This is a genomic window from Streptomyces sp. NPDC021080 (assembly GCF_044333225.1).
Taxonomy (GTDB): domain Bacteria; phylum Actinomycetota; class Actinomycetes; order Streptomycetales; family Streptomycetaceae; genus Streptomyces.
In genome coordinates this window covers 92,722-114,215 of the sequence record NZ_JBIRQM010000002.1, presented here as the reverse complement: position 1 = coordinate 114,215, position 21,494 = coordinate 92,722, and the positions used below count along the sequence as shown (strand labels likewise).

The window sequence follows — 21,494 nt, the reverse complement described above, 5'->3', positions numbered from 1 at the left end:
GGCAACGGATCGTGCCGCCTCACATTCTCGGCAGCTGCGTCGTCGTATCCGCGACGGCGTACAGACGAGCAGAGGAAGACACCGTGGCCACGCAGACCATCTCCCAGTCGCACAGCACCTTCTACCCGGCGTTCGTCCGCATCGCGGTCGCTGTGCAGACACTGACGTTGTTCTTCCAGGCGGCCACTGCCGGTCTCCTGCTCTCGCACCACCTCAGTGTCCTGCACGCGGTCGGGGCCCGGGTGATGTACGGCGCGGCCATGCTTTACGTCCTGGCCGCCATTGTGGCCTGGCGCCCGGGTGGCGGCTCGCCCAAGCCGATCCTCTACGGCACCACGTTCCTGGTCCTCGCCTCGGTGCAGGTGGTGCTCGGCATTACTCACACCCTGAGCCTGCACGTCCCGCTGGGCGTGCTGATGTTCGCCATGAGCTTTTACCAGCTCGGCCGCGAACTGGCGGCCCGCCACCGTGTGAGTTGATGGTCGGTCCGGCCTTTCGGTCGGGCTGAGCAGACTGGTTGCGGACTCGCTGGAGTGGAGATGCGGCGATCCCATCCGCTCCAGCGACGACAGATATGACACAACGCCACATGCCTTCGGCTGAGTCCGTCTTCGGGGGTGTGCGGGACGGCGGGCGCGCGGATTGTGATGTCCGGTCCTCATGGAAGACGAGGACCGAAAGGGATGTCATGCGCCCCGATATTGCACCATGATCACGACGGGTGGTAGAATATTCCGATTTCAGGATTGACGGTCCGGTTCGTCGCGGTCTCACCTTCAACGGGAGGCACGTTGCAACGCAAGGCTGTCGCGGTCCAGGGGGACCGCGTCTCGGAGTGGGGCTGGTTCCTGGCATGGCTCGCGGTCGGCGGGTGTTTGGCCCTCGGGCTGGCCGCACTGCTGTCGGTGGGTGTGGCCCTGATCGCCCTGGCTGTCGTGGCCGCGATCCTCCTGCTCCGGAAAGGGCACAGAAATGCCCTGGTCGGAGCCGTCGCGGGCCTGGCTCTGCCGCTCTTCTATATCGCTTACCTGAATCGGGGCGGTCCGGGCGACGTGTGCCACGCCACGGCCGGGGGGAGTACGTGCACCGAGGAGTACGCACCGGTGCCGTTCCTGATCGCCGGTTCCCTCCTGTTCGCCACCGGCTTCGTGATCTTCCTCGTACTCGATCGTCGGCGCAGGGGCACGCGCCAACCTCGGACGTAACCCGGCTGGCCAGAGGTTTGCGCCCCAGCCATGCAGTGGGTGGGGGAGTGGCTGACGGAATCTTGATGCTGTGACGCAGGCCGGTACGCGACCACGAATGCCGTCCCGCCGTCGAATCGCGGGTGCGCCGGGCGATTGGCGATGTGCCGGCTGCCGACTGACCGGGTCGGCACCTCGGTCATGTCCCACGGGGTGGTGTAGCCCCGAGTGCTTTGACCAGGTCGTCGGCCGAACGGGTCGAGACACCATGCACGTGTGCCTCCATCACCACGGTGAACAACGTTCGGTCGATCCGCCGTCGGCGTTCCGGCGGCGGCGGGAAGAACGACCCGCTCCGAATCTTCGGGATCTTCGGGTCCAGGTCGCCGGCCTGCGTGGCCGGCAGCCTCTCCAGGTGCCTATTGCGCCAGGTCGTGCGGGTCTTGGAGTGCTCGCGCGGCGCGGCACCGATCACATCGGTGGCCTCGGCCTCGATCAGCTCCTGCAGGATGCGCTCGCGCACCACTCTGATTGCTTCAACTGCGCGTGCGGTGTGGTCGCTGACGCATCAGATCGCTCGGCGGGCACGGATCCCCACAGGGTTCGTGTGGCCCGGCGCGGGGCCCAACAGCGCGCCGTGCCCCTGATCGTCTTGTTCCGGCGGCGACCTCCGGCCGTTGTCGGCCAAACCGCACTTCCCTTGCTTCCCCTCGCCCACGGTCTACCCCCGGCCGTTCACCCCACGTGTCAGCATCCGGGGTGAGCGGCTGTGCGGACCTGGGGCGGGTGGCATGGCAGTTGGCATCCGAGCTCGGGGCACACGCGTGTAGACCGGTCGCGCACCGATCGGCATGCACGCTTTCTGGCTGCGGTGGTGGGGTGCGAGGGCTGGAGCCGTACACCCGATGCGCGTATTGCTTGGCATATGCCGTTTGGGAAACGCTTTACCCGGAGATGAAGCGATATGGGTGCCTCGGTGGTGATCACCTGCATCGCGTAGGCATCGTCACGTGGCGGTGTCCCCCACGTATCCCCAGGTACCACTGAAGCAAAGGTGAAGCATGGCCGCCTCACGACAGAAGTACGGCAACGACAGCCAGACCTGGGAGGGGTACTGGCACAAGGCGGGGGAGGAGCAGGCCGGGGCGCCTCCACGGAACCGGGATGCGCTTCCGGGGCGGTTGCGCAGATGGTAGGCGGCGGGCTGCGAGCGCGGAGCATCAGCCCGGATGAGGCGACCTGCCTCTGCCAGAAGCCGGTTCTTACTGCACTCACCTGTGGTGAGACCACTGGTCCGTCCTCGATGCGGCTGCCGCAGGGGGTCTGCTTCGTCCACCCGGTGGTCTACGTCCCGGCGGCCGTGGAGGCAGGATGACCAGGGCTGTCGTCGTGGGCGCAGGAATCACCGGGGCCTGCGTGACCTACCACCTGGCCCGCCTCGGTGTCCGGGTGCACTGCCTGGACACCGGCCAGGGAAGTAGGGGCGAGAACACCTCCGCGGTCAGTTTCGCCCGGCTCAGCGCCTTTCAGCAGCCGACCGCGACACGCTTCCGCCTGGCGGCGGCGGGCATCGCCGAGCACCGGAGGCTGGCCGGCACGCTCGCCCCGGCGGCCTGGTGGCACCCCGGCGGGAGTATGGCCTGGGGGCTGCCCGATCTGACCGAGCACACCGAGCGCCTTCGCTCGTGGGGCTACCGGGTGCGTTGGACGGACGCGGCGCACGCGGGCAGCGCACTCGACCCCGGTGTCCGCTTCACCGATCCCCGGGCCCCGGTCGCGGTGCTGCCCGACGAAGGCTGGGTGGATGCCCCGACCCTGATCGGCGTGCTTCTCGCGGCGGCGGGCGACACGGGCCGGGCCACAGTGGAGGTCGCTAGGGCCACCACGGTGGTGCTGCGCGACGGCCGGGTCGCGGGCGTGCGGTGTGCGGACGGCCGGGAGGTGCAGGCCGATGCCGTGGTCAACGCGGCCGGGCCCGGAGCCGCCACGTTGGCGGCGAGCGCCGGCGCACCTCTCGACTCCGCCCTGGCCGATCGGAGCAGCCTGGTCGCGGACCTGCTCACCAGCGCTCGTCCGCCCCGACATGTGCTGCGCGGCCCCACCCTGCACGTGCGCGGGGCCGGTCGGGGGCGACTGCGGGTCCGTTCCGACCAGGTCGACACATCTTTGGCGGCCGGTGTCCCGGTGCCCGAACTGGTCGAGGACCTGCTGGTCCGTGTACGGCGGATGCTTCCCCGGGCGACCGATGCCACGGTCGCGCGGGCCGTCGTGGCCACCGCGGTCTTCCCGCGCCGCGGCCATCCCTGTGCCGGTGCCCTTCCGGCCGTGCCCGGCTACCACGAGCTGGTCACCAACAGCGGCGTCACGCTGGGGCCACTCATCGGCCGTCTGGTCGCCGAGGAACTGGTCACCGGGCAAACCGACCCCCTGCTGTACGACTGCCGCCCTCAGGACGCGCGCGTCCGGACGACCAGCGGCAGGAGCCCGAGCCCCGTACCGCCCTCGTAGCCACCGAGGCCGCCCCCATGGAGAAACCCCGATGAGTACCTCGGCGTACACGGCACCTGAGCCCATCGACGCGGCGATGCCGTCCGACCAGGAGGCGACACACGAGCACCCCCGGCAACCGCTGCGGGAGGTGACCGCCCGCCTGCTGACCCGCGAGCCGGAAGAGATCCGCCTGTTGCGCACCGGCGGCCTGGCCCACCAGGCCGGTTCCTACGGCCAGTACTTCACCACCTGGGACCTGGCCAACGGCATTCTGCGCGACTATTCCATGAACCTCTATCAGTGGCTCCGCGTCGCCGCAGACCCGAACATGCCGGTGCACGCGGTGCAGCAGATGCTGCGCACCGTCGACCCGATCTACAGCGGCTATCTCGGCTACAGCGGCTTCGAGACCCTCGCCCGCAGCGCCGAGCGGCTCTCGAACACCCACTTCGAAGAACGCGGCCGACTGGTGGCGGAGTTGGCGGAACTGACCGGGTACGTGAACCGGCTCACCGCCTGGTCCCATCACGCCTTCCCCTGGCACGTCGGCGAACGCTACCGCTACCCGGAGGGGCAGCGAGCCGAGCCGTGCGGCTACGTTCCCGCGCGGGGGGCCGGCTCCGGTCCGGCCCCGGAAGGATCCGAGGAACACCGAGTCCCCATCATCCTGGAATGGCAGCCGCTGGGGCTGACCGCCCACGCCTACGTGGCGACCGACCTGAACCCCCGACTGGCCTCGGAGTTCCTGGACACCCTGCCCTTCACCGTGCTCCAGGACCATGCCGTGGTCACCGGTGAGTCCATGTACGCCTGGACCCCGCTGGTCAGCCTCGCGCCCACACCCGTCACCGAACGCATCTGCGACGCACCGCCCGGCCGGCTGCGCTACTCCCAGGCGACCGGCAACAAACTCGTCGTCCAGTACGGCAGGACCAGCGAGACCCTGTCGGTTCCGGTCCTCGGCAATGTGGAGCTCGAGGACACCGACGTGCTGCAGAAGGTGGGCCCGGCCGTGTGGGAGAGCACCTTCCGCAGCAAAATGCCGGTCTGGCTGACCGTGGGCCCGTGCTGACGGCCCGAAGACCGTGAGGCGGTGCGGGGGCGCTTTGCACCGGTCACCGCGCGACCTGGTCAAACCCCTCCCACGCCGACTGCGCCCGGTGCCTCGCCGTCGCAGGCTCCATCGGTGGGCACCCCCTCTGCAGGCTCTCGGACAGGCAGGGCGGAAGGGGTCACCAAGGCGCGCAGTGCCTCCCGGTCCGTCTTGCCCCGAGGCGTGAGCAGCGCCCTCGGCACCAGCTGAACGCCTGCCGGAGCGTGGTGGACACCGAGTCGAGCCTGTACGTGCATCCGCAGCCCCTCGGCGTCGACCTGGCTGCCGGGCGCGGTGACCACGGCCGCGTGCACCGCTTCCCCCCGGACCGCATCGCTCACCCCGAGCACCGCCGCCCAGGTCACATCCGGGTGTTCCGCCAGCGTCCGCTCGACTTCGTGTGCGTGGACGTTGTGGCCGTCCACGAAGATCACGTCATCCACCCGGCCCATCAGGTGCAGCCGTCCGGCTTCGTCCAGCCTGCCCCGGTCCCCGGTGTGCAGCCATCCGTCCCGGAGAACCCGCGCGGTCGCCTCCGGGTTCTGGACGTAGCCCGTCATCGCCGCGGGTGTGTGCACCCACACCTCGCCCGCGCTGCCGGCTTCGACCCGTCGGCCGCCCGGTTCACGCACCTCCACACGAATGCCCGGCAGCGGCGTCCCGACCGAGCCGAGCAGTTCCTCCTGATGCTCGTCGCACCCCAGCGACGTGAGGTATCCGCCCTCGTACGAGCCGTACACGCCGAGAAGCCGGGGGCCGAAAACCTCCAGCGCTTCGCGCAGCAGACGGGCGGCGGCGGGCGCACTGCCGTACTCGATCTGCCGCAGCTCGCGGAACACGGCCCCTCCGCCCGAACAGGCGGCGGTCAGACGAGCCAGAGTGCCGGGATGGGCCAGCAGATGGGTGATGCGCTCCCGTTCGACCGCCGCCAGCACCTCCTCCGAGTCGGCGCCGTCCAGCAGCACGGTGGTACCGCCCGCGGCCAGGTTCCACATCGTGTTCTGTCCGGACACCGAGTCCATGAGGCCGTAGTGCAGGAACCGACGCGGCCCCGGGTGCCGCAGACAGCTCTCCATGCGCAGGAACTCGGCGATATTGGCGAAGGTGTGGCCGGCCGCCTTGGGCATCCCGGTCGTGCCGCTGGTCCGCAGGATCAGGGCCCTGTCGTGCTCGTCGGCCACCGGCTCCACGGGCGCGGCGGACTGCCTGGCGACCAACGGCAGCAGGTCCTGGCCCAGACCGGCCGGACCGAGGGTGAGGACACGAGGAACCTCGACGTGCTCCAGCACCCCGCGGGCGGTCTCCTCGTTGCAGGGGTCCACCACGAGAACTGCCGGGGCCAGAGTGCGCACGGCAGCCGCGTTCACCTCGTCCCCGATCGTGGGACGCAGAAAAAGGACACAGCAGCCGATCAACTGGGCGGAGATGGGGTACAACACCGCCTCCGGCGTATTGCCGAGGAGAAATAGGACGGTGTCTCCGCGCCCCAGCCCCTGCCCCGCAAGCGCCCGAGCTGCCCGGTGAACCTCCTGCAACGCCTCACCATGCGTGAGGCGGCGCTCCCCGTGCACGAGGGCAACAGCGGAAGGATCGCTGCTCATACCGCAGGTGATTGCGTGGACATAACGGTTCATGGCTCCCCTAAGTCGCAGATCGCATGGGCTTTTCCCCTACTCTGCAATCTGCGCGCATCTCACATTCCGTCACCCGGTGATCGCGTCACTACATTCGCTCAGTCTGCGTAACCTCCAGCTCCAACTCCGGGCCGCGCGAGGAGCGGAGCGAGCGGCCCTGCCCGGAACAGAGCCGTTCGCCTTCAGATGACGACATGACGACATGCCGAGGGACGGGCCGGAGAGGGAGGCCGCCTGAGCCGGCCCTGCTGTTTTGGCCCGGGCAGGATGCGAATGCCACCCGCGTAACCTCATGTGCGTGCATGACGACTGGTTCGAGGACGACGAACTGAACAGCCGACAGCAGGCGGTCGTGGACGTCGTGAGGGAGTCCGCCCGCTCCTGGCCGGAATGCCGCCCCAGTGACACCGTCGTGCTCGTCTTCGGGCCGGACGAAGACGACCAGGAGGACGTACACCCTGCCGCACGGGAGTCCCGGTGGGAGCCCCCGGCTGAGCACACGGCCTACCACACTGCGCTGGACGAGGCGCTGGACCGGGGAGAAGAGGTTCTCACGCTCATGGCGAATCTGGTCGATCGACGTGAAAGGGAAAGGGGCCTGATCTTCATGACGTTGGGCGCGACGGTCATCGGTGACCGGCTCTTCTGCAGCGAACGCCACAGCCAGAACTACCAGACTCCGGAACCAACCGGGGATGTGGCGCCGCTCAGTGCTGCCGGCTCCCCGGAACGTCTCGGCCGGATCGCTGCCGCCTGGTTCGAGGAGATCATGAACCGCCTCGTCATCTCTTCTCACCCGGTCGTGGGCGGCGGATACAGATTCGTCCCTCCGGGCACTGCACTTCCGCCCGGACATCGCTGGGTGCGCAACGGACCGCTGTGATCAACCTTTTGAGGAACGTTGCAGAGCGCCCAAGGAGCCGAAGAACTGACGGGCCGGGTCTCTGACCTGCGGCCGTGTCATCGGTCAACGCTGCGACCTGCGACTCAGCCGTCGATGGTCGTCAGCGTCGGTCGTCGTCGAGTGCCCTTCGACGGCCCGCAGACGGCCCGCCGATCGAGCCGGCCGCCACACGCAGCCAGTGCCGCATCAGGCAACGTTCGCCCTGTTGAGGCACCACGCGAACACACCCGCGCCGACGGGTATCGCGACAAGATAGCCGATGACGATACCGACGTCTGAATCAGCCAACGCCGGAAAGGCCCAGTTCGCTGCTGCAGCCACGAGCAGTGTCACCGTTGCCAGCGCAAGGACAGCGGCAACAACGGCAAGCCGCCGGGGCGGCGGCCCCGCACGGTACGACTCAACCGCAGGCCAGCCCGCAAGCATGCTCGTAGGCAACGCGGCGAGACCGGGGTCGGGCGGCCAGCCGAACGGCCACGCCAGCAGGGTGAAAACCCCGAAGACGGCGAGGCCGCTGAGTTCCAGCAAGACGGTCTCCACCACCAGATCCCACACCAGGTCCCATGGACGCCGCCGGATCGAGCCGTTCCCGCTGTTCTTCTCATCGGCCACGTCGGCACAGTACCCACCGACAGGGCGAATGCTGCCTGATGCGGCACTGGTTCGGAAGCTCCGGGACTCGCCGCTGCATATCGTAGGGGGCCTCTCGATGCCAGACCCGTCCCCACTCCCCGGGCAAGAAGTGTGCCGGCGACTGATCGTCCATTCCGATCCGGCGCCAACCGCCTTTGTTCGCGCTTGTCGGTGTCAGCCTCCACACGCGGCCTTGGCGGGGTGACCGATCGCGCTAATCGCCGGCGGACGCAGAGCTGGTGCGGAGCACCTTCCTTGATCGACGGTAACGGCGCCATCGTGGGCCGAGATCCCCAAACGTCATTGCGAACAAGGCGAAGGCCGCAGATTCCGTCCAGCCCCGCGGTTCGTCGGTCACCTTCCCGAGGAGCCAGAACGCCAGCGTGCTCACGATCCATGCGCCGAGCCAAGTACCGCTGCGCACCATCCAGGGAGCTTTCACGTGCGTGACCGTACATCTTGCCCCGCAGGCGCCTCGGGCGAGGGAGGTCTCCCTGGGAGTCAAGCCGCACACGGTCTTGAAACCGTCGTGGCGGCGATGTCGCGGTGGGTTCAAATCTCACACCCACCGCAGGTGAACAGTCCCTGACCAGGCAACTCGGTCAGGGACCGTTCATGTGAGCGTTGGCCGCCAACGGCCGTGGCTCCCTGCTGTTTCCCGACCGAACGGGCGCGAGAGGGGCATGTGACTGCCGTCGAGGTGACACGACGGCTCCCTGCGCTACCAGGCGGGCCGCGGATCGCGGCGTTCTACGGAGAGGTCTTCCGGCACACTGCTGCCCGCGTCCGTCCGCCATAGGTACCCCGGACTCGGCGGGTAGTCCTCAGAGGAAGGAGCCGGGTCGTAAAAGCGCTGGGTGCGGGGGAGCGGCACTTCGACCAGTTTGCCGTCATGAATCATCCACAGGCCGAAGCAGTCGTCCTCCTCATCGTGGATCAGCACCTGCACTTTCCCCGGGTCGGGCCACGGAAGCGATTCGAGGTGATTCAGCAGTCCGGAGCGCGGAGCCACCCGGTTGAACTCGATGACCCATCCACCGACGAACAAGTCGAGAGGTTCGAAGTGACCGCGCCAGCTACGCGACTCGTCAGGGTGGGTCAGCGGTTCCATGATCTCGTCCGCGTACGTCGCCAACACGATGACCTGCGCAATTCTGCTCATGCCGGAGTATCGCTGGACGTCACACGTCAAGAGCAACTCTTTTTTTGGGAGCAATCCCGCCTGGCTGCTCCTCCTGGATCTGCGCGTCGTTGATCCGGGTGCTGACGAACTCGTGCACGGTTGGTGGTGAGACGTCGCGGAGGTCGGTGTGGCTTGGTGATCACATCTGTCGTACCGAGGCGAGTCTGCGGTCTGTTGACGGGGAAGCAGGCCCGCGACGGCTTGGACGGTGTCGCTCATGTGCTCGCGGCGGCCGAGGTGTCGGGCCAGGGACCACCAGTTCTTCAGGCGGGCGATGCCGTGCTCGACCCGGATGCGGCGCGAGGAGTGGGCCTTTGAGTTGACGTTCGTGCATCTCCTCGTACCAGTCCGGAGCGTTCTTCTTGAACTTGCGGTGTGGTGGCGTCACCACGCGCCCGCCGGTCTGGGCGGCCCAGGCCCTGATAGCCGGCATCCGCGAGAATCTCGACTGCCGGCCCGGCTTCCAGGAGCCTGACCAGCCCTCATTGCCGGGCGTGGGTGATGTCCGCGCAGCTGCCCGGTCCAGCCGGACCGCAGAAGAGCACGCGACTGTTGCCATCGGTGACGACCATGGGCTTGACCGCGTTCTGCTTGCTCTTGCCGGAGACGAACTCGTTCCGGTCCTTACGTCCCACAGCGGGTCGCCGGACCCGGATCTCGGTGCCGTCGATGATCCCGGTCCCACCGGTTCGGCCGAGGTGGTCGACGACTTCGGCCGGAGTCCGCAACCGTACTCCGGCGGCGACGGTGCACCCTTGCTCGGCGAGCAGCGGTCGCACCTCGCTGATGGCCCGGGTAACGGTGGAGTGATCACGCCGAACCAGCAGGCCGGCACATCGTGCGTGGTCCCGTTGCGGAGGTGCACGAGCGCGGCCAGGAGCCGGTCGACGAAGACCAGTCGGTGCTTGGCACCGGCGCCCACGGCCCGTTTCCGTGGCCTGGACGCAAGCCTGGCCTGATGCCGCGCATGTCACAACGGCCCTACCTCGGCGACGAGTTCGGCGATCACGTCGGCCGACAGGCCTGTGATCCTCCGGTCGCCGATGGTCGCTGCACGAGACGCGTTCCCCACCGCACCAGCATGATCAACGATCGAGAGCTCGACGTCTCACCGTCAACTGTGCACGAGCTCGATAGGGATCGCAGGTAGGTACTCGAAGGAGCTTCGGGGACATCCGGGGCTCCTTCGGTGTTTCCAGCCCTCACCCTGTCGTAACACTTCGGTTCTGGGGTGAGAAAATCTCTCCATCAGGAACGAGGGGGGCGAGTGTTGCAGGATCGGCGTGCTGCCATTCTGAGCGAGCTTGAGACAGGCCACGGAGTCACCGCTGTTTCGATGGGGTGGCTTCGAGAGCGTTACGACCCCGAGTGGGGACGTCTCAGCGCCAGCCGAGCAGCGGAGATCAGCCGTTGGCTTGCGAAACAGGAGGTTGCGCACCTCCCGTCACCGTTGCCGTCGAGAGAGACGGAAGAAGTGGTGCTCTACAGGCCCTCGTCTCCGGTCGGTGTGTACATCAACGCGGCGCGTCTGGAAGGTCCGTTCAAGCATCGCCCAGCTGCCGCCGCCTACTTCTTGCAAGACATTGCGCAGAGGCTGAGCCCTACGGAACAGACTGAGACGCAGCCTGACTGAAGGCTCCGCGAGCGATCTCCTGGAACTCGTATCAAGGCATGGGCCGAGCAGCGAGCCCCTTGGCGTTGTCTGGGGCATCGGCTTCGTGCTGTGCGGCAGCTGACCTGCACGGATGGCCATCAAGATCATTAGGTGATTCCTGACGAACGGCCGCGTCCGGCTGTATCTGGCTGCACATGCGCGAAGACCCCGGCCTCAGCGTTTCCGCTGGTGACGGGGTCTTTGGGTGCCTCATAAGGGGTGCCCCGGCAGGGGAGTCATGGTCAAGAATTGTGGATTGACGCTTGACCTTCAGGCTATGACCCGGCCACGGAGGATGATGCGGCTGGGGTGGGCCAGAGTGGAAGCGTCGAGGGTGGGGTCGGTGTCGTAGGCGACGAGATCAGCAGGGGCTCCGTCGACCAGGCCGGGCAGGCCAAGGTAGGAGCGGGCCGACCACGAGGCCGCGCCCAGCGCCGCATCGGGCGACAGGCCCGCACGGGTCAGCCATTCAATCTCCGAGGTGACGGTGCCGCACGGGAAGCTGTCGGTGCCGGCCAGGATGGTGACACCGGCCTCGTGTGCGGCTCTCACGTTGGGCAGCATCGCGTCCCATCCGGCCAGCCACCAGTCCCGGCGGGCGCTCGGTTCGGCGGCCCGCCGACGGTCGGCTCCGGAGCCGAAGACGCTGAGCGTGGGGACGAACGCGGTGCCTTGGTCCGCCATCCGATCGATCAGGTTCGGGTCCAGGTGCATGCCGTGCTCCAGGCTGTCGACTCCGGCCAGGACGGCGTTGCTACTGCCCTCGCTGGTCTGGCAGTGCGCGGCCACCCGGCCGCCGATCGCGTGCACGGCCTGGACGACAGCAGTGAGGATGTCCAGCGGCAGTGCGGGTTCGTCATGTCTCCAGTCCCCGATGACCTTGCACCAACCCGAGGAGGCGGTGGCCTCCTCCACGGCTGCGTGGACCAGGTCGGCCTCGCTCACGTCTCTTCCGAAGCCGGGGAAGAAACGGCCCGGGGTGGCCAGCCAGCGTCCGGCCGAGTGGACACGGGGCATGTCCGGATCTTCGTCCACCCAGTCGGGGATGCGGGCTGCGGACCCGGGCGTGCGGACCAGCAGCACTCCGGCGTCGCGGTGATTGGTCAGGTGCCGCCGAAGCGTCGTGTCGCTGAACGGGACTTCGATGTCTTCGGTGCCGGGATGGGTATGTGCATCGACCAGGCCGGGCAGCAGCCAGCCGCCGTCAACGACGAGGTCGGCATCCGGGGCAGCCCCGGCTCTGAGTCGGTCGCCGTCGATCCAGAAGGATCGCTCCTCCCGCTCGGGCAATACGACGCCGCGCACTTGCAGCACCACCAGTGGCCTCCCCGCGAACCCGCCTGCACGTTGTCGATCTCGCTGATCCTAATGGGACCGCGGCAGGAGAACCTCGGCATCAAGCAGCCGCATCGCCAGTCCGCTCTACGAGGACTCCGCGCTCGAATCTCGCTCCGGCGCGGACGAGGGCGACGAGATGAGGTGCGTTCACCGCCCGCCACCGCTGCTGGGCGGACTCGACGAGCTTGAAGGCCATGGCCGGGGCGGCGGCACGGGAGCCGGCGCCCCGGGGGACCTTGGTGCGGAGTCGGACGGTGGAGAAGGCCGACTCGATGGGATTCGTGGCCCGCAGATGGATCCAGCGCTCGGCCAAGAAGTCGGCCCCCTCGATGTGAACGGTCGATGCTCGTTACCGCGACACCGGCAGTGGGGCCCACCGGTTGACCGGCCATGCGACGACGAAAGCCCGGCCGATGACTTGGTCCTCGTCGATCGTGCCACCGCCGGGCTGGTCCTGGTGGTACCGGGAGTCCTGAGAGTCCTGGCGGTGGTCACCCATCACCCAGATCCTCCCTTTCGGCACCTTGACCGGCCCGAACGGGTTGTCCCCGCAGGGGGTGTTGCCGGGGTGGATGAACGATTCGTCCATCGCCTTCCCGTTGACCTTCACCGGACCGCTTCCCGAGCATTCCACGGTGTCGCCACCCACCGCGATCACCCGCTTGATCAGGTCCTTCTCGTCCGTCGATGGCATCAGGCCGACGAAACTGAGCACCTTCTGCACCGCGTTCGGCTCCTCGGCCTTCTCAGGGAGCCAGCCACCCGGGTCATGGAAGACAACCACCTCTCCGCGCTGCGGCCTGGATCCGAACCACGGCGTGAACTTGTCGACCAGCACGCGGTCGCCAGGCTGCAACGTGTTCTGCATCGAGCCGGACGGGATCGAGAACGCCTGCACGAAGAACGTCTTGATGACCAGCGCGAGCACCAACGCGATGCCGACGAGGATCGGCAGCTCCTTCCAGAACGAGCGCGTTTTCCGCCGGCGCTCACCCGCCGTTCCGTCGTCGGTTTCGTCGCCCCCGGATCTCGACCGTTCGCCAGCGACAAGATCTTTCACAACCACGCCTCCCCCTGCGCCCGGTTCCGGGCGCACCGTGTCCGAAGTGGTCCCTCGTGCGCACAGCGCCGGGCCCACCACAGTCACAACGAGCGGGAGTTCCCGACTGCCGGAGCTCTCGGCCTGGCTCTGCGCTGGGCATGGCCCTCCCACACCTCAACCCGTCCGCCGAGCCATCCAGGACCTCTCGGGACGCTACGCGGTCGGGGGAGTCTTAATGGCCGAGCCAAGGGCTTCCAGGAGGGCGGTGGCTACGGCCGGCTCGATGTGGGGCGGGATGACTGCTGCGCCAGACAGGAGCGAACTCTTACCTGATGCACTCCGCAGCGCAAGCATTACTCCCCTATGGTCTTGGCATGGGCATTCTTATACCTGAGCTCGCGCCGACGCTGGTCGGCGTGGTGAGCTTCGCTTTGGTCTTCGTCTGCATGGCCAGGATTCTCTTACCGCGCATCAACAAGGTCCTCGGCGAACGGAAGGACGCCATCGAGGGTCGGACGGAACGTGCTGAACAGTTGGCGGCTGAAGCCGGCGAAGTCCTCGCCGAATATCGCGAGGAGCTGGCTGAGGCCCGACACGAGGCGGCGCGCCTGCGCCAGAGGGCTTTGGAAGAGGGCACGCGGCTGATCGCCGAGATCCGCGCTGAGGGCCTACAGGAACGCGAGGCGATGACTGTGGAAGCTCAGGCACGGCTCGCGGCCGATCGCGTCATCGCGGAGACGGAACTGCGGGGAGACATCGTGTCGTTGGCCACGGAGCTGGCTGGTCGGGTAGTCGGCGAGGCTCTCGAAAGTGCCGCCGACAGCGAGATCGTGGACCGCTTCTTCTCGGACCTTGACGCTCGAAGCGTGGCAGGTCTGCAGTAGTCCCCACCTCGACCCACCACTTCCCCAGCTCTCATTCTGTCTGCCGTCGACCCACGCCCGCTCGGCTCTGCCTGGGGCGACGGGATGAGAGCATCCCGCGCACGCCACAAGGGACCCGCGGTCGGGAACGGCGCCCCCTCCAGCCGGTGTCGGCCGATTCTCTGCCGGAGGCACTGGCCGACGCTGCGAACGTCGGTCAGGAAGGCACGCCCGTGCTCAGAGTAGTCAACGCCGACGGCAGTACCCCGAACGGCTCTCTGATCGACGAGATCGTCCGCGAAGGCGCGAGGCGGATGCCGGCTGCCGCGCTTGAGGCCGAAGTCAACACCTATATAGCCGAGTTGGCCGACCAGCGGGACGAGGACGGCCGACGGCTGGTCGTCCGCAACGGTTACCACCAGCCACGGCAGGTCACCACCACCGCCGCCGGGACGGTCGAGGTCAAGGCCCCGCGGGTGAACGACAGGCGAGTCGACGAGGCGACCGGGGGCAGGCGCCGTCGAATCGATGGTCAACCACTCGTGCGAAGATCCAGTCATCGGGGCCGCGCCTGATGGTCTGCTTGGACGTCAGAAGGGGACCACTTACCGATATCGGTAAGTGGCCCCCTTCTGAACCGGTGCCCCGGCAGGATCCGCACCTGCGACCCCCGCTTCAGGAGATCGATCCGGGCCCGCTGCGGCTGGTGTTGTCACCTGGCGTGCTGGCCGAACAGAGCTGCTGGCGTATGCCCTCGTCCGGCGTCGTCGATGTCAGCGTTGGATGTCAGCGAAACAGTTCCGGCACGGGGCAGATCTCCAAGGGCTCGTTAGGCCGATCTGCCCAGCGCCACCAGACGTGCCGCCTGGCACACCTCCACAGCGATCGGCAGGTCCGCAGACCGTCGTCCTCTCGCTCGGAGAGCACGAGTCCACCAGACCTCATCGGCTGGCTGCACTCAGGACAGGCCAGGACATCGCTGATCATGCGGTGCACCCCAACGAAAGACGACCGCCAGCCGCGCGGCATTGCAGCACCGCGGACATCACTTCACCACGACGTTGTCCCCGGACGACGTCGACGGCCCGGTGGTGGTGTTGCCGTAGTACACCCAGCGCCACGTACCCGTCTTGGTGGCCTTCACGGTCGTCCTGAGATCACCCGAGCCGTTCGCGTACACCTTCTTCACCGTGGTGTAGGAGGCGGTGCCGGCAGGCTTGAACTGCAGGCTCACCAGGCGGCCTCCGTATGAGGCGTACTTCCTGGTCTCCCAGTTGGCCCGCGTGACCTTTCCGGTCACGGTGATGGTCTTGTCCTTGGACACCGGTTCGGGCGAGGCGTTGACGGTCAGGCGAGAGTTGCGCTTGACGTAGACCGTCAGACCCTTGTCATCGAAGTCGCTACCGTCGCCCTCGAAGTACACCTCGGCCCCGACCTTCCAGGCCCCGGCCTCGCTGTTGTGCATGTCCCACACGCTCGGGTCGAAGTACATCGTCTCGTTGAAGTCGCAGACGCCCGAGCTCACCTTGTTGCAGTCGCTCGTCTCGATGGCGTGCCACAGCCGATCACCCGAACCACTGCGGTAAAGGAACACCGCCGGCCACTTCCACTTGTGCGTGGTCGCCATCCGGAAGGAGGCCGGCACCGCGACCTCGTTCGACACCCCGATCACGATCGGCTTGCCACCGTTCACCTGGACACGGGTGAAGGAGACCCCACCCTCGGCCGCCCCGGCCGGCGCCGCGGCCACGGCCGTGAACACCGCCACCGCACCACCGGCCACGACGGCTCTCCAGACCTGCTTCCCCACCTGATCCCCAATCTCCTTGCGGAAAGGCACCGAAGGCTCATCCCTCCAGCGCCTTACAGACAGCCGGCATCTGCACGGGGTTGTACACCCGCGAATCACAATGAGGCATCAGACGTTCCCCGCCTCCCGCGAGGCGGAGAGATCGGTGCGGTGCCCGGGATCCGGGCGGCCGCCAGGAGGCTCGTGGTGGAGGAATCCTTCCCTAAGCATGTGGGCTGCTCTTCGGCAGCGGTTCTTGACGGCACCCTCTGCCCCGAGTGCGTCACCCATGGCGTGAGGCCAGGGCTCGCTGCTGGCCGCGTCGACTCCAACAATCAGTTGCGCTGGTATTGAATGCGGCCTCTGGCGGGGTGCGGCGTTGCGCCAAAATCCGCCGGAGAGCTGCATGTTCGCTGTCCTTGACTGTCGTCGGCGGCCGTCGGCGGCCACCCTCGGACGGCCCACAGAGGGCCCGGAGGCAAGTCCGGGGCCGCCGTGTTTCCCGTTGCCTGGACCCCCTCGATGCGAACTCTCGGCGGGTAGGCCATCGACGGTTCTCGGGCTGCTCAATCAGCCGTGGACGGCTCTTGAGGGGCAGCCTCGGTGATTGAGGTTGCTGCGCTTCCGTGCTTTACAGCTTCGGCGGCTTGACGGAAGGCGTCGCCCAGTACCTGCTCGCGCTGGGCGAGGGCGGCCTCGTACAGGGGGACGGCGAGGTCCGGATCTCCCGCCGACCGGCAGGCGTTGGCGAGGTTGTTGTGGCTGGTCAGGGAACATCCTGAAGAGGGGCGCGCACGGGAGGCGCTGAAGCGGGTGATTCCCTGATCACCCGCGTGTTCACCGGTGGTGCGACGACTTCCGCGAAACCGTGAACTCTCTGAACCCCATCGGGGAACAGCAGATGACACGCACTCACCGACGAGTCAGGGGAAGCATTGTGAGCGGACCACCGCCACCGCCACCTACGGCACGGACGGAGGACGACGCAGAGATAGTCGTGCAGTCGTTGGAGCAGTCGGAGCTGTTCGCCCTGCTCTACGACCGCTACGCCCCCGATATCCACCGCTACGTGGCCCGTCGCCTGGGCGACACCGCTGCCGACGACATCACCGCCGACACCTTCCTGATCGCTTTCCGGATCCGGTCCCGCTACGACCGCACACGCGCCAACGCGCGCCCCTGGTTGTACGGCATCGCGGGAAACCTCATCGGCAAGCAGCGCCGCGCCGAGGTGCGGGCGCTCAGGGCGCTCGCCCGCACCGGTCACGACCCGCTCGCCGCGTCCGGGAGCGAGTTCTGGCTCGAGGACACCAACAGCCGGATCGCGGCGCAGGGCCCGCTGGCCGGTGCCCTCGCAGGACTGTCGGCGCCGGACCGGCACGTCCTGCTGCTCGTCGCCTGGGCCGAATTCACCTACCAGGAGGTCGCGGAGGCGTTGGACGTACCGGTCGGCACGGTCCGTTCGCGGCTCAACCGGGCGCGACGCAAGGTGCGTACGGCACTGGGTGCCGATCCCGCATTCGTGATCGACATGGCGGAGGTGGCGTAGCCATGGACGAGATGACCGAGGTGCGCGAGCTGCGCGCCTACATGTCGGCGCCCGACCGGGGCCGGCTCGCACCGGGACGGGCGCGGCTCACCGAGGCCGCGCGGGTCAAGGAATCGCGCCGCGCGTTGTGGCAACGGCGGGAGTTCGCGATCGTCGCGGTCGTGGCCGCGGTGACCGCCGTCGCCGTCGCCGCCACCCTGCTGGTGGGGGGTAAGGACACGGGACGCACGGTGCAGCCCGCGGCCCCGCGGAGTGTGCGTTTCAAGGGGGTGAGCGCGGCCGAGTTCCTGCGACAGGCCGCTGACGCGGTCCAGGTACAGCCGGACGGCACCGTTCCGAAGGCGAAGCAGTGGATCTACACCAAGTCGGCGCAGGAGCCTTTGGACAAGTCCCACGGCTTTCAGGGCAAGCACTTTCCGGGCACGCAGGAGAACTGGATCCGGTACGACGGCTCCGCCAGCGCCGCCCGGATAGGGGACGAGCCGCTCTACATCGCCAAGATGCATATGGAGAACGGCGGCGAGGGCGACGACCGCTCGGCGCGCGAGATGTACCGGGTCCTCATCGCCCTGCCGGCCGACGGCCAGGGGACGCTGAAGGCGCTCCGCGAGCAGAACGCCATCGCCGACTCCAGGTCACAGGCAAGCGACGACTACACCGAGATCAGCGTCCTGCTGTCGGCCGACGTGATGCCGGCCAAGGGCCTGGCCTCTCTCTACCGCGCCCTCGCCCTCATACCGGGCGGAAAGGTCACCGACCACCTGGTCAAGACCGCCGCCGGACGCCGGGTGATCGCCCTGGACTACAACCGCGCGGAGAACCCCAAGAGCGGTGATGCGATGCATGACCAGTGGCTGATCGACCCGCAGACCTACCGGATCGTCGGCATGCGACTGGTCGGGGCAGACGGCAAGGTCCTCGGCGGCAGCTCGCTCGTCACGAAGGCTGTGGTGAACCGGGCGGGCGACCGCGGCTGACCGACCACGATTCCGGGCGGCCCGCACCACGGGGGCGGGCCGCCCGGGCGGTGGGAGCGGTGAGGGCAGCTGTGCTGCTCGGCCGGCCAGAGGGTCAGCCAGGAGTGCCGGCGGTCGAGTCCGGTCGCGATGGTTGCTGTACTTTGCCGCTGTACAGCCCTCCAGTCGCCCGCACGGCAGTCCTACCGGATGCCTTCACCCGTGGCGATCTCGCTGACAGTGCTGTCAATCCTTGTTCGCCTGGATCTGCCTTGGACGGTCCAGCTGTGGTGGACTTCGTGAGGGGGCGATCAGGTGGGGGCGAGGACTGCGCGGCGTGCTCCGTCACCGAGCCGACGTCTCGTGTATGCAACCGGCTGGATTTTGAGCGGTTTGTTTGTGCTGGGGGGAGCAGTCGCATTTGGTGCTCTCGAATGGGCTGCCGCGCTCGGCACGGGCACGGCCACCGGAACGCTGCACATTGACCGATGCGAGACGAGATCCGGGAGTTCGAGAAGTTCGTCGACGAGAGTCTGCTCGGGTGACTTCCGCTCGGACAAAGGTGAGGTCGACGAGTACGCAGAGGCGCCGTCCGGAAGCCGGGTCGGAGAGTCCGTCCCCGTGACCCGGACGCTTCTCGACGAGTACGTACAGCAGGGCGGACAGGACGCTTCCGAAGCAGCAACCCGGACACTGGTCTTCACCGCCGTTGGTGTCGGGTGCCTCGTCGCCGGTGGGTCTCACGCATATCGCTGCTTCACGTCACGCGCAACACGTGATCGCGGTCGCCGCGGAGTCTCAGTGGCGGAGCCAGGCTTGTAAGCGGTCTTGAGAACCGTCGTGGCGCGAGTCATCGTGGGTTCACATGCCACACCTACCGCAGGTGAACGGCCCCTGGAAAACGTCTCGAATCGGTCGGGTCCGTTCTTGTGTGCGCTGTCCGTCATGTGCCGTAGTTCCCCGTCAGTTCCCGGCCGAACGGGCACGGCAAGGGCACGGATACCCCCTCGGCAGCAGCGGGCGACTTTAGGATGGCGGACGGGGCGGAGCTGTAGCGCAGAGGTCGTCGCGCGCGGTCTCCAAAATCGCGAGGACGCCGGTTCGAATCCGGCCGGTTCTGCCTTCTCGCCGTATCCGGCATATCGGCCGTGTTCCGGACGGTATTGGTGCTGGGTCGGTGCAGGGCCCTGCAGCGCTTCGTCTCGGGCCAGGATCAGGCCGACCGAGCCCTATCGAGGTTGATGCCGCCTTCAAGATGCTCGTGATACCCGTCCCTGAGTTCGGGATCTGCGAGCCTCATGAGCCGCTCAGCCAGGTCACGCGGCCCTGCGGCCGCGTGCGAGCTCGTTGCGGTTCAAGGCGTCGTCCAGGTCGGCTTCGTGGACGGTGGGGCCTTGGCCGGTGAGAGGGGCCGGGAGGCCGGCTCGGTTCGAGGTGTACCGACGCGAGTTCGGCCTGCAGCTCCTCCACCCGCACCCGGGCAGCCGCCTCGCGAGCCTCCGACTCCTCGAACAGCGAACCCATCAGCAGCCCTCCTCCACCACCACGGTAAAGACGAGCACCCCTGCACACAGCCCCGAGCAGCGTTCTCCCGGATCAACCCTTCACTCCAGAAGAACCGCACCCAACCCGGATCGCATGCGCCGTCGCTTCACAACGCCGGGTGCGGGGTCCGGTCGTCGCCGCGCAAGCGCGTGCTGTGAGTCGGGTGACGGCTGCGCTCATCGCCGTAACCACCTTTGAACGCGTGTGGCGTCGGCTATGCGGACTCCGGCCGGCGTCCTCTCCTGCCGCTGTCGTCGCCGGTGGTGTCCGTACCGCCGGATCCTTGGGGCTGTGAACGCTGTGGTGCCTGTGCGTCTTGGGCCGCGGCGAGCGGCGCCAGGTGTGCCGAGGCGCTGTCCAGCAGCCCGAGGTCGGCCTTGGTGTGCGCGATGGCGGCGTCGATCAGGACCGCGACCAGCGGCTCGGCGGCGTGGGCCCGGCGTTGCCGTGCCAGGCCGGCGAGTTCGGACAGGTATGTCTGCCGCTGTGCCTCGATCAGTGTGGTCAGGGCGTGCGGGCCCAGGGCGACGGCGCCGAGGAGTTTCAGGAACAGCTCGTCGCGGAAGCCGCCGGTACGTACCCAGGCGCTGGTCGCCCACGTGTTCAGCTCGGTCCTGCCGGCCTCGGTGAGTGTGTAGAGGTTCTTGTCGGGCCGGTCGGCCTGCGTGACCTGTGAGCGTGAGACATAGCCGTCACGGACCAGCCGTTCGAGGATCTGGTAGAGGTGGCCGATGTTCAGGCCACCCCACTGCGGGCCGATGGCCTCCTCGAACCGGGCTTTGAGTTCGTATCCGTGGTTCGGCCGCTGGGTCAGCAGCGCGAGTACTGCGTGGTGGAGCGGCATATACCTCTCCCTTCGGCATTGCTCCCTCCTGCATTGTGACAACATACCCTTGAATTGCGACAATGTATGAGGGTGAGGCTGCATCTATGGCTGTGAGCGTGGCGTTGCGCGGGGTGAGCCGCCGGTATCCCGGGCTGACCGCTCTGGACGGGATCGACCTGGAGGTCGCGGCCGGCGAGGTGGTGATGCTGACCGGGGCCTCCGGTGCCGGCAAGTCCACCGTGCTGCATGTGACGGGCGGTATGGACCAGCCCGACGAGGGGCACGTCGAGATCGACGGCACGGAGCTGGTGCCCCGGAACCTCGACCGCCACCGGCGGCGTATCGGCTTCGTCTTCCAGCGCTTCCATCTGCTGCCCGCGCTGACCGCGCTGGACAACGTGCTCGCCCCCGTCCTGCCCCGCAGAGTGGACTTCGACCGGCGCGAGCGCGGCATGGAACTGCTCGAAGCGGTCGGCCTGGGAGACCGGTCCGACGCCCTGCCCTCGCAGCTGTCGGGCGGCCAGCAGCAACGCGTCGCCGTCGCCCGCGCGTTGGTCAACCGGCCGGGACTGCTGCTGGCCGACGAGCCGACCGGCAACCTGGACAGCGTCATCGGGCGGGAGATCATCGATCTGCTGATGTCGCTGCGCGAGCGGTACGCGATGACGATGCTGATCGCCACCCACGACGCGGAGGTCGCCGCCAACGGCGACCGTGTGGTGCGTCTGCAGGACGGCAGGATCACCTCCGACCAGCGGGTCACGCCGTCCGGCGACGTGCTGAACCGGCTGGGGGGCCTGCGCCCGTGATA

General features: G+C 67.8%; 17 protein-coding genes, 1 tRNA gene and 4 pseudogenes. 12 read left to right on the top strand and 10 right to left on the bottom strand.

Features of this window, described 5'->3' with window-relative positions; genetic code table 11:
* Positions 1–83: 83 nt before the first annotated feature.
* Together ACH4S8_RS04620 and ACH4S8_RS04615 are read left to right on the top strand one after the other, a co-directional pair.
* The gene (locus ACH4S8_RS04620; protein WP_398390886.1) at positions 84–479 is read left to right on the top strand and encodes a hypothetical protein; all 396 of its coding nucleotides are present in this window, start codon (positions 84–86) and stop codon (positions 477–479) included.
* Positions 480–791: 312 nt separating this feature from the next.
* The gene (locus ACH4S8_RS04615) at positions 792–1,205 is read left to right on the top strand and encodes a hypothetical protein (protein ID WP_398390884.1); all 414 of its coding nucleotides are present in this window, start codon (positions 792–794) and stop codon (positions 1,203–1,205) included.
* 202 nt (positions 1,206–1,407) lie between these two features.
* On the opposite strand, the pseudogene ACH4S8_RS04610 reads toward ACH4S8_RS04615, so the two are convergent.
* Positions 1,408–1,716 (bottom strand): annotated as a pseudogene (locus ACH4S8_RS04610) (transposase); the annotation flags it as partial.
* Positions 1,717–2,245: 529 nt separating this feature from the next.
* Here ACH4S8_RS04610 and ACH4S8_RS04605 point away from each other — a divergent pair.
* The 3 genes from ACH4S8_RS04605 (at position 2,246) to ACH4S8_RS04595 (ending at position 4,746) form a co-directional block, all read left to right on the top strand.
* Positions 2,246–2,380, top strand: coding sequence for a hypothetical protein (locus ACH4S8_RS04605; protein WP_398390882.1), 135 nt, complete (start codon positions 2,246–2,248; stop codon positions 2,378–2,380).
* Positions 2,381–2,555: 175 nt separating this feature from the next.
* The gene (locus tag ACH4S8_RS04600; RefSeq protein WP_398390880.1) at positions 2,556–3,692 is read left to right on the top strand and encodes an NAD(P)/FAD-dependent oxidoreductase; all 1,137 of its coding nucleotides are present in this window, start codon (positions 2,556–2,558) and stop codon (positions 3,690–3,692) included.
* A 31-nt stretch (positions 3,693–3,723) separates the two neighbouring features.
* Positions 3,724–4,746, top strand: coding sequence for a hypothetical protein (locus ACH4S8_RS04595; protein ID WP_398390878.1), 1,023 nt, complete (start codon positions 3,724–3,726; stop codon positions 4,744–4,746).
* Positions 4,747–4,805: 59 nt separating this feature from the next.
* Here ACH4S8_RS04595 and ACH4S8_RS04590 read toward each other — a convergent pair whose 3' ends face one another.
* Positions 4,806–6,368, bottom strand: coding sequence for a class I adenylate-forming enzyme family protein (locus tag ACH4S8_RS04590; RefSeq protein ID WP_398391731.1), 1,563 nt, complete (start codon positions 6,366–6,368; stop codon positions 4,806–4,808).
* 331 nt (positions 6,369–6,699) lie between these two features.
* Between ACH4S8_RS04590 and ACH4S8_RS04585 the strand changes: the two genes are divergently transcribed.
* Positions 6,700–7,284 (top strand): hypothetical protein, encoded by a 585-nt coding sequence (locus ACH4S8_RS04585; protein WP_398390876.1) that lies wholly within the window; start codon positions 6,700–6,702, stop codon positions 7,282–7,284.
* A 207-nt stretch (positions 7,285–7,491) separates the two neighbouring features.
* On the opposite strand, the gene ACH4S8_RS04580 is transcribed toward ACH4S8_RS04585, so the two are convergent.
* From ACH4S8_RS04580 to lepB, 6 genes and pseudogenes are all read right to left on the bottom strand, one after another.
* Complete coding sequence (locus ACH4S8_RS04580) at positions 7,492–7,917, bottom strand: hypothetical protein (protein WP_398390874.1); 426 nt, start codon at positions 7,915–7,917, stop codon at positions 7,492–7,494.
* A 742-nt stretch (positions 7,918–8,659) separates the two neighbouring features.
* A complete protein-coding gene (locus ACH4S8_RS04575) occupies positions 8,660–9,100 on the bottom strand; it encodes a hypothetical protein (protein WP_398390873.1) in 441 nt (146 codons plus the stop codon).
* A gap of 503 nt (positions 9,101–9,603) precedes the next feature.
* Positions 9,604–9,900: a transposase family protein gene (locus tag ACH4S8_RS04570; RefSeq protein WP_398390872.1), complete on the bottom strand. Its 297-nt coding sequence runs from the start codon at positions 9,898–9,900 to the stop codon at positions 9,604–9,606.
* Between the two features lie 1,145 nt (positions 9,901–11,045).
* Complete coding sequence (locus tag ACH4S8_RS04565; RefSeq protein WP_398390870.1) at positions 11,046–12,092, bottom strand: amidohydrolase family protein; 1,047 nt, start codon at positions 12,090–12,092, stop codon at positions 11,046–11,048.
* Positions 12,093–12,171: 79 nt separating this feature from the next.
* Positions 12,172–12,423: pseudogene (locus ACH4S8_RS04560) on the bottom strand (IS256 family transposase); the annotation flags it as partial.
* A 48-nt stretch (positions 12,424–12,471) separates the two neighbouring features.
* Positions 12,472–13,251: pseudogene (gene lepB, locus ACH4S8_RS04555) on the bottom strand (signal peptidase I); the annotation flags it as partial.
* Between the two features lie 278 nt (positions 13,252–13,529).
* Here lepB and atpF point away from each other — a divergent pair.
* Both atpF and ACH4S8_RS04545 read left to right on the top strand, forming a co-directional pair.
* Complete coding sequence (atpF, locus tag ACH4S8_RS04550; protein ID WP_398390868.1) at positions 13,530–14,039, top strand: F0F1 ATP synthase subunit B; 510 nt, start codon at positions 13,530–13,532, stop codon at positions 14,037–14,039.
* 212 nt (positions 14,040–14,251) lie between these two features.
* Positions 14,252–14,539, top strand: a pseudogene (locus tag ACH4S8_RS04545) (transposase); the annotation flags it as partial.
* A gap of 524 nt (positions 14,540–15,063) precedes the next feature.
* Here ACH4S8_RS04545 and ACH4S8_RS04540 read toward each other — a convergent pair.
* Positions 15,064–15,828, bottom strand: coding sequence for a hypothetical protein (locus ACH4S8_RS04540; protein ID WP_398390866.1), 765 nt, complete (start codon positions 15,826–15,828; stop codon positions 15,064–15,066).
* A gap of 916 nt (positions 15,829–16,744) precedes the next feature.
* Between ACH4S8_RS04540 and ACH4S8_RS04535 the strand changes: the two genes are divergently transcribed.
* The 3 genes from ACH4S8_RS04535 to ACH4S8_RS04525 all read left to right on the top strand — a co-directional run bounded on the left by ACH4S8_RS04535 (position 16,745) and on the right by ACH4S8_RS04525 (position 19,432).
* A complete protein-coding gene (locus ACH4S8_RS04535) occupies positions 16,745–17,356 on the top strand; it encodes an RNA polymerase sigma factor (protein WP_398390864.1) in 612 nt (203 codons plus the stop codon).
* 2 nt (positions 17,357–17,358) lie between these two features.
* Positions 17,359–18,333, top strand: a complete 975-nt coding sequence (locus ACH4S8_RS04530; RefSeq protein WP_398390862.1) for a CU044_5270 family protein — start codon at positions 17,359–17,361, stop codon at positions 18,331–18,333.
* A 1,024-nt stretch (positions 18,334–19,357) separates the two neighbouring features.
* Positions 19,358–19,432, top strand: a tRNA-Trp gene (locus tag ACH4S8_RS04525).
* 639 nt (positions 19,433–20,071) lie between these two features.
* Here ACH4S8_RS04525 and ACH4S8_RS04520 read toward each other — a convergent pair.
* Entirely contained in the window at positions 20,072–20,701 is a 630-nt protein-coding gene (locus ACH4S8_RS04520) for a PadR family transcriptional regulator (protein WP_398390860.1), read from the bottom strand.
* 86 nt (positions 20,702–20,787) lie between these two features.
* Here ACH4S8_RS04520 and ACH4S8_RS04515 point away from each other — a divergent pair, with 86 nt between their 5' ends.
* Complete coding sequence (locus ACH4S8_RS04515) at positions 20,788–21,492, top strand: ABC transporter ATP-binding protein (RefSeq protein ID WP_225900152.1); 705 nt, start codon at positions 20,788–20,790, stop codon at positions 21,490–21,492.
* Positions 21,493–21,494: the final 2 nt, after the last annotated feature.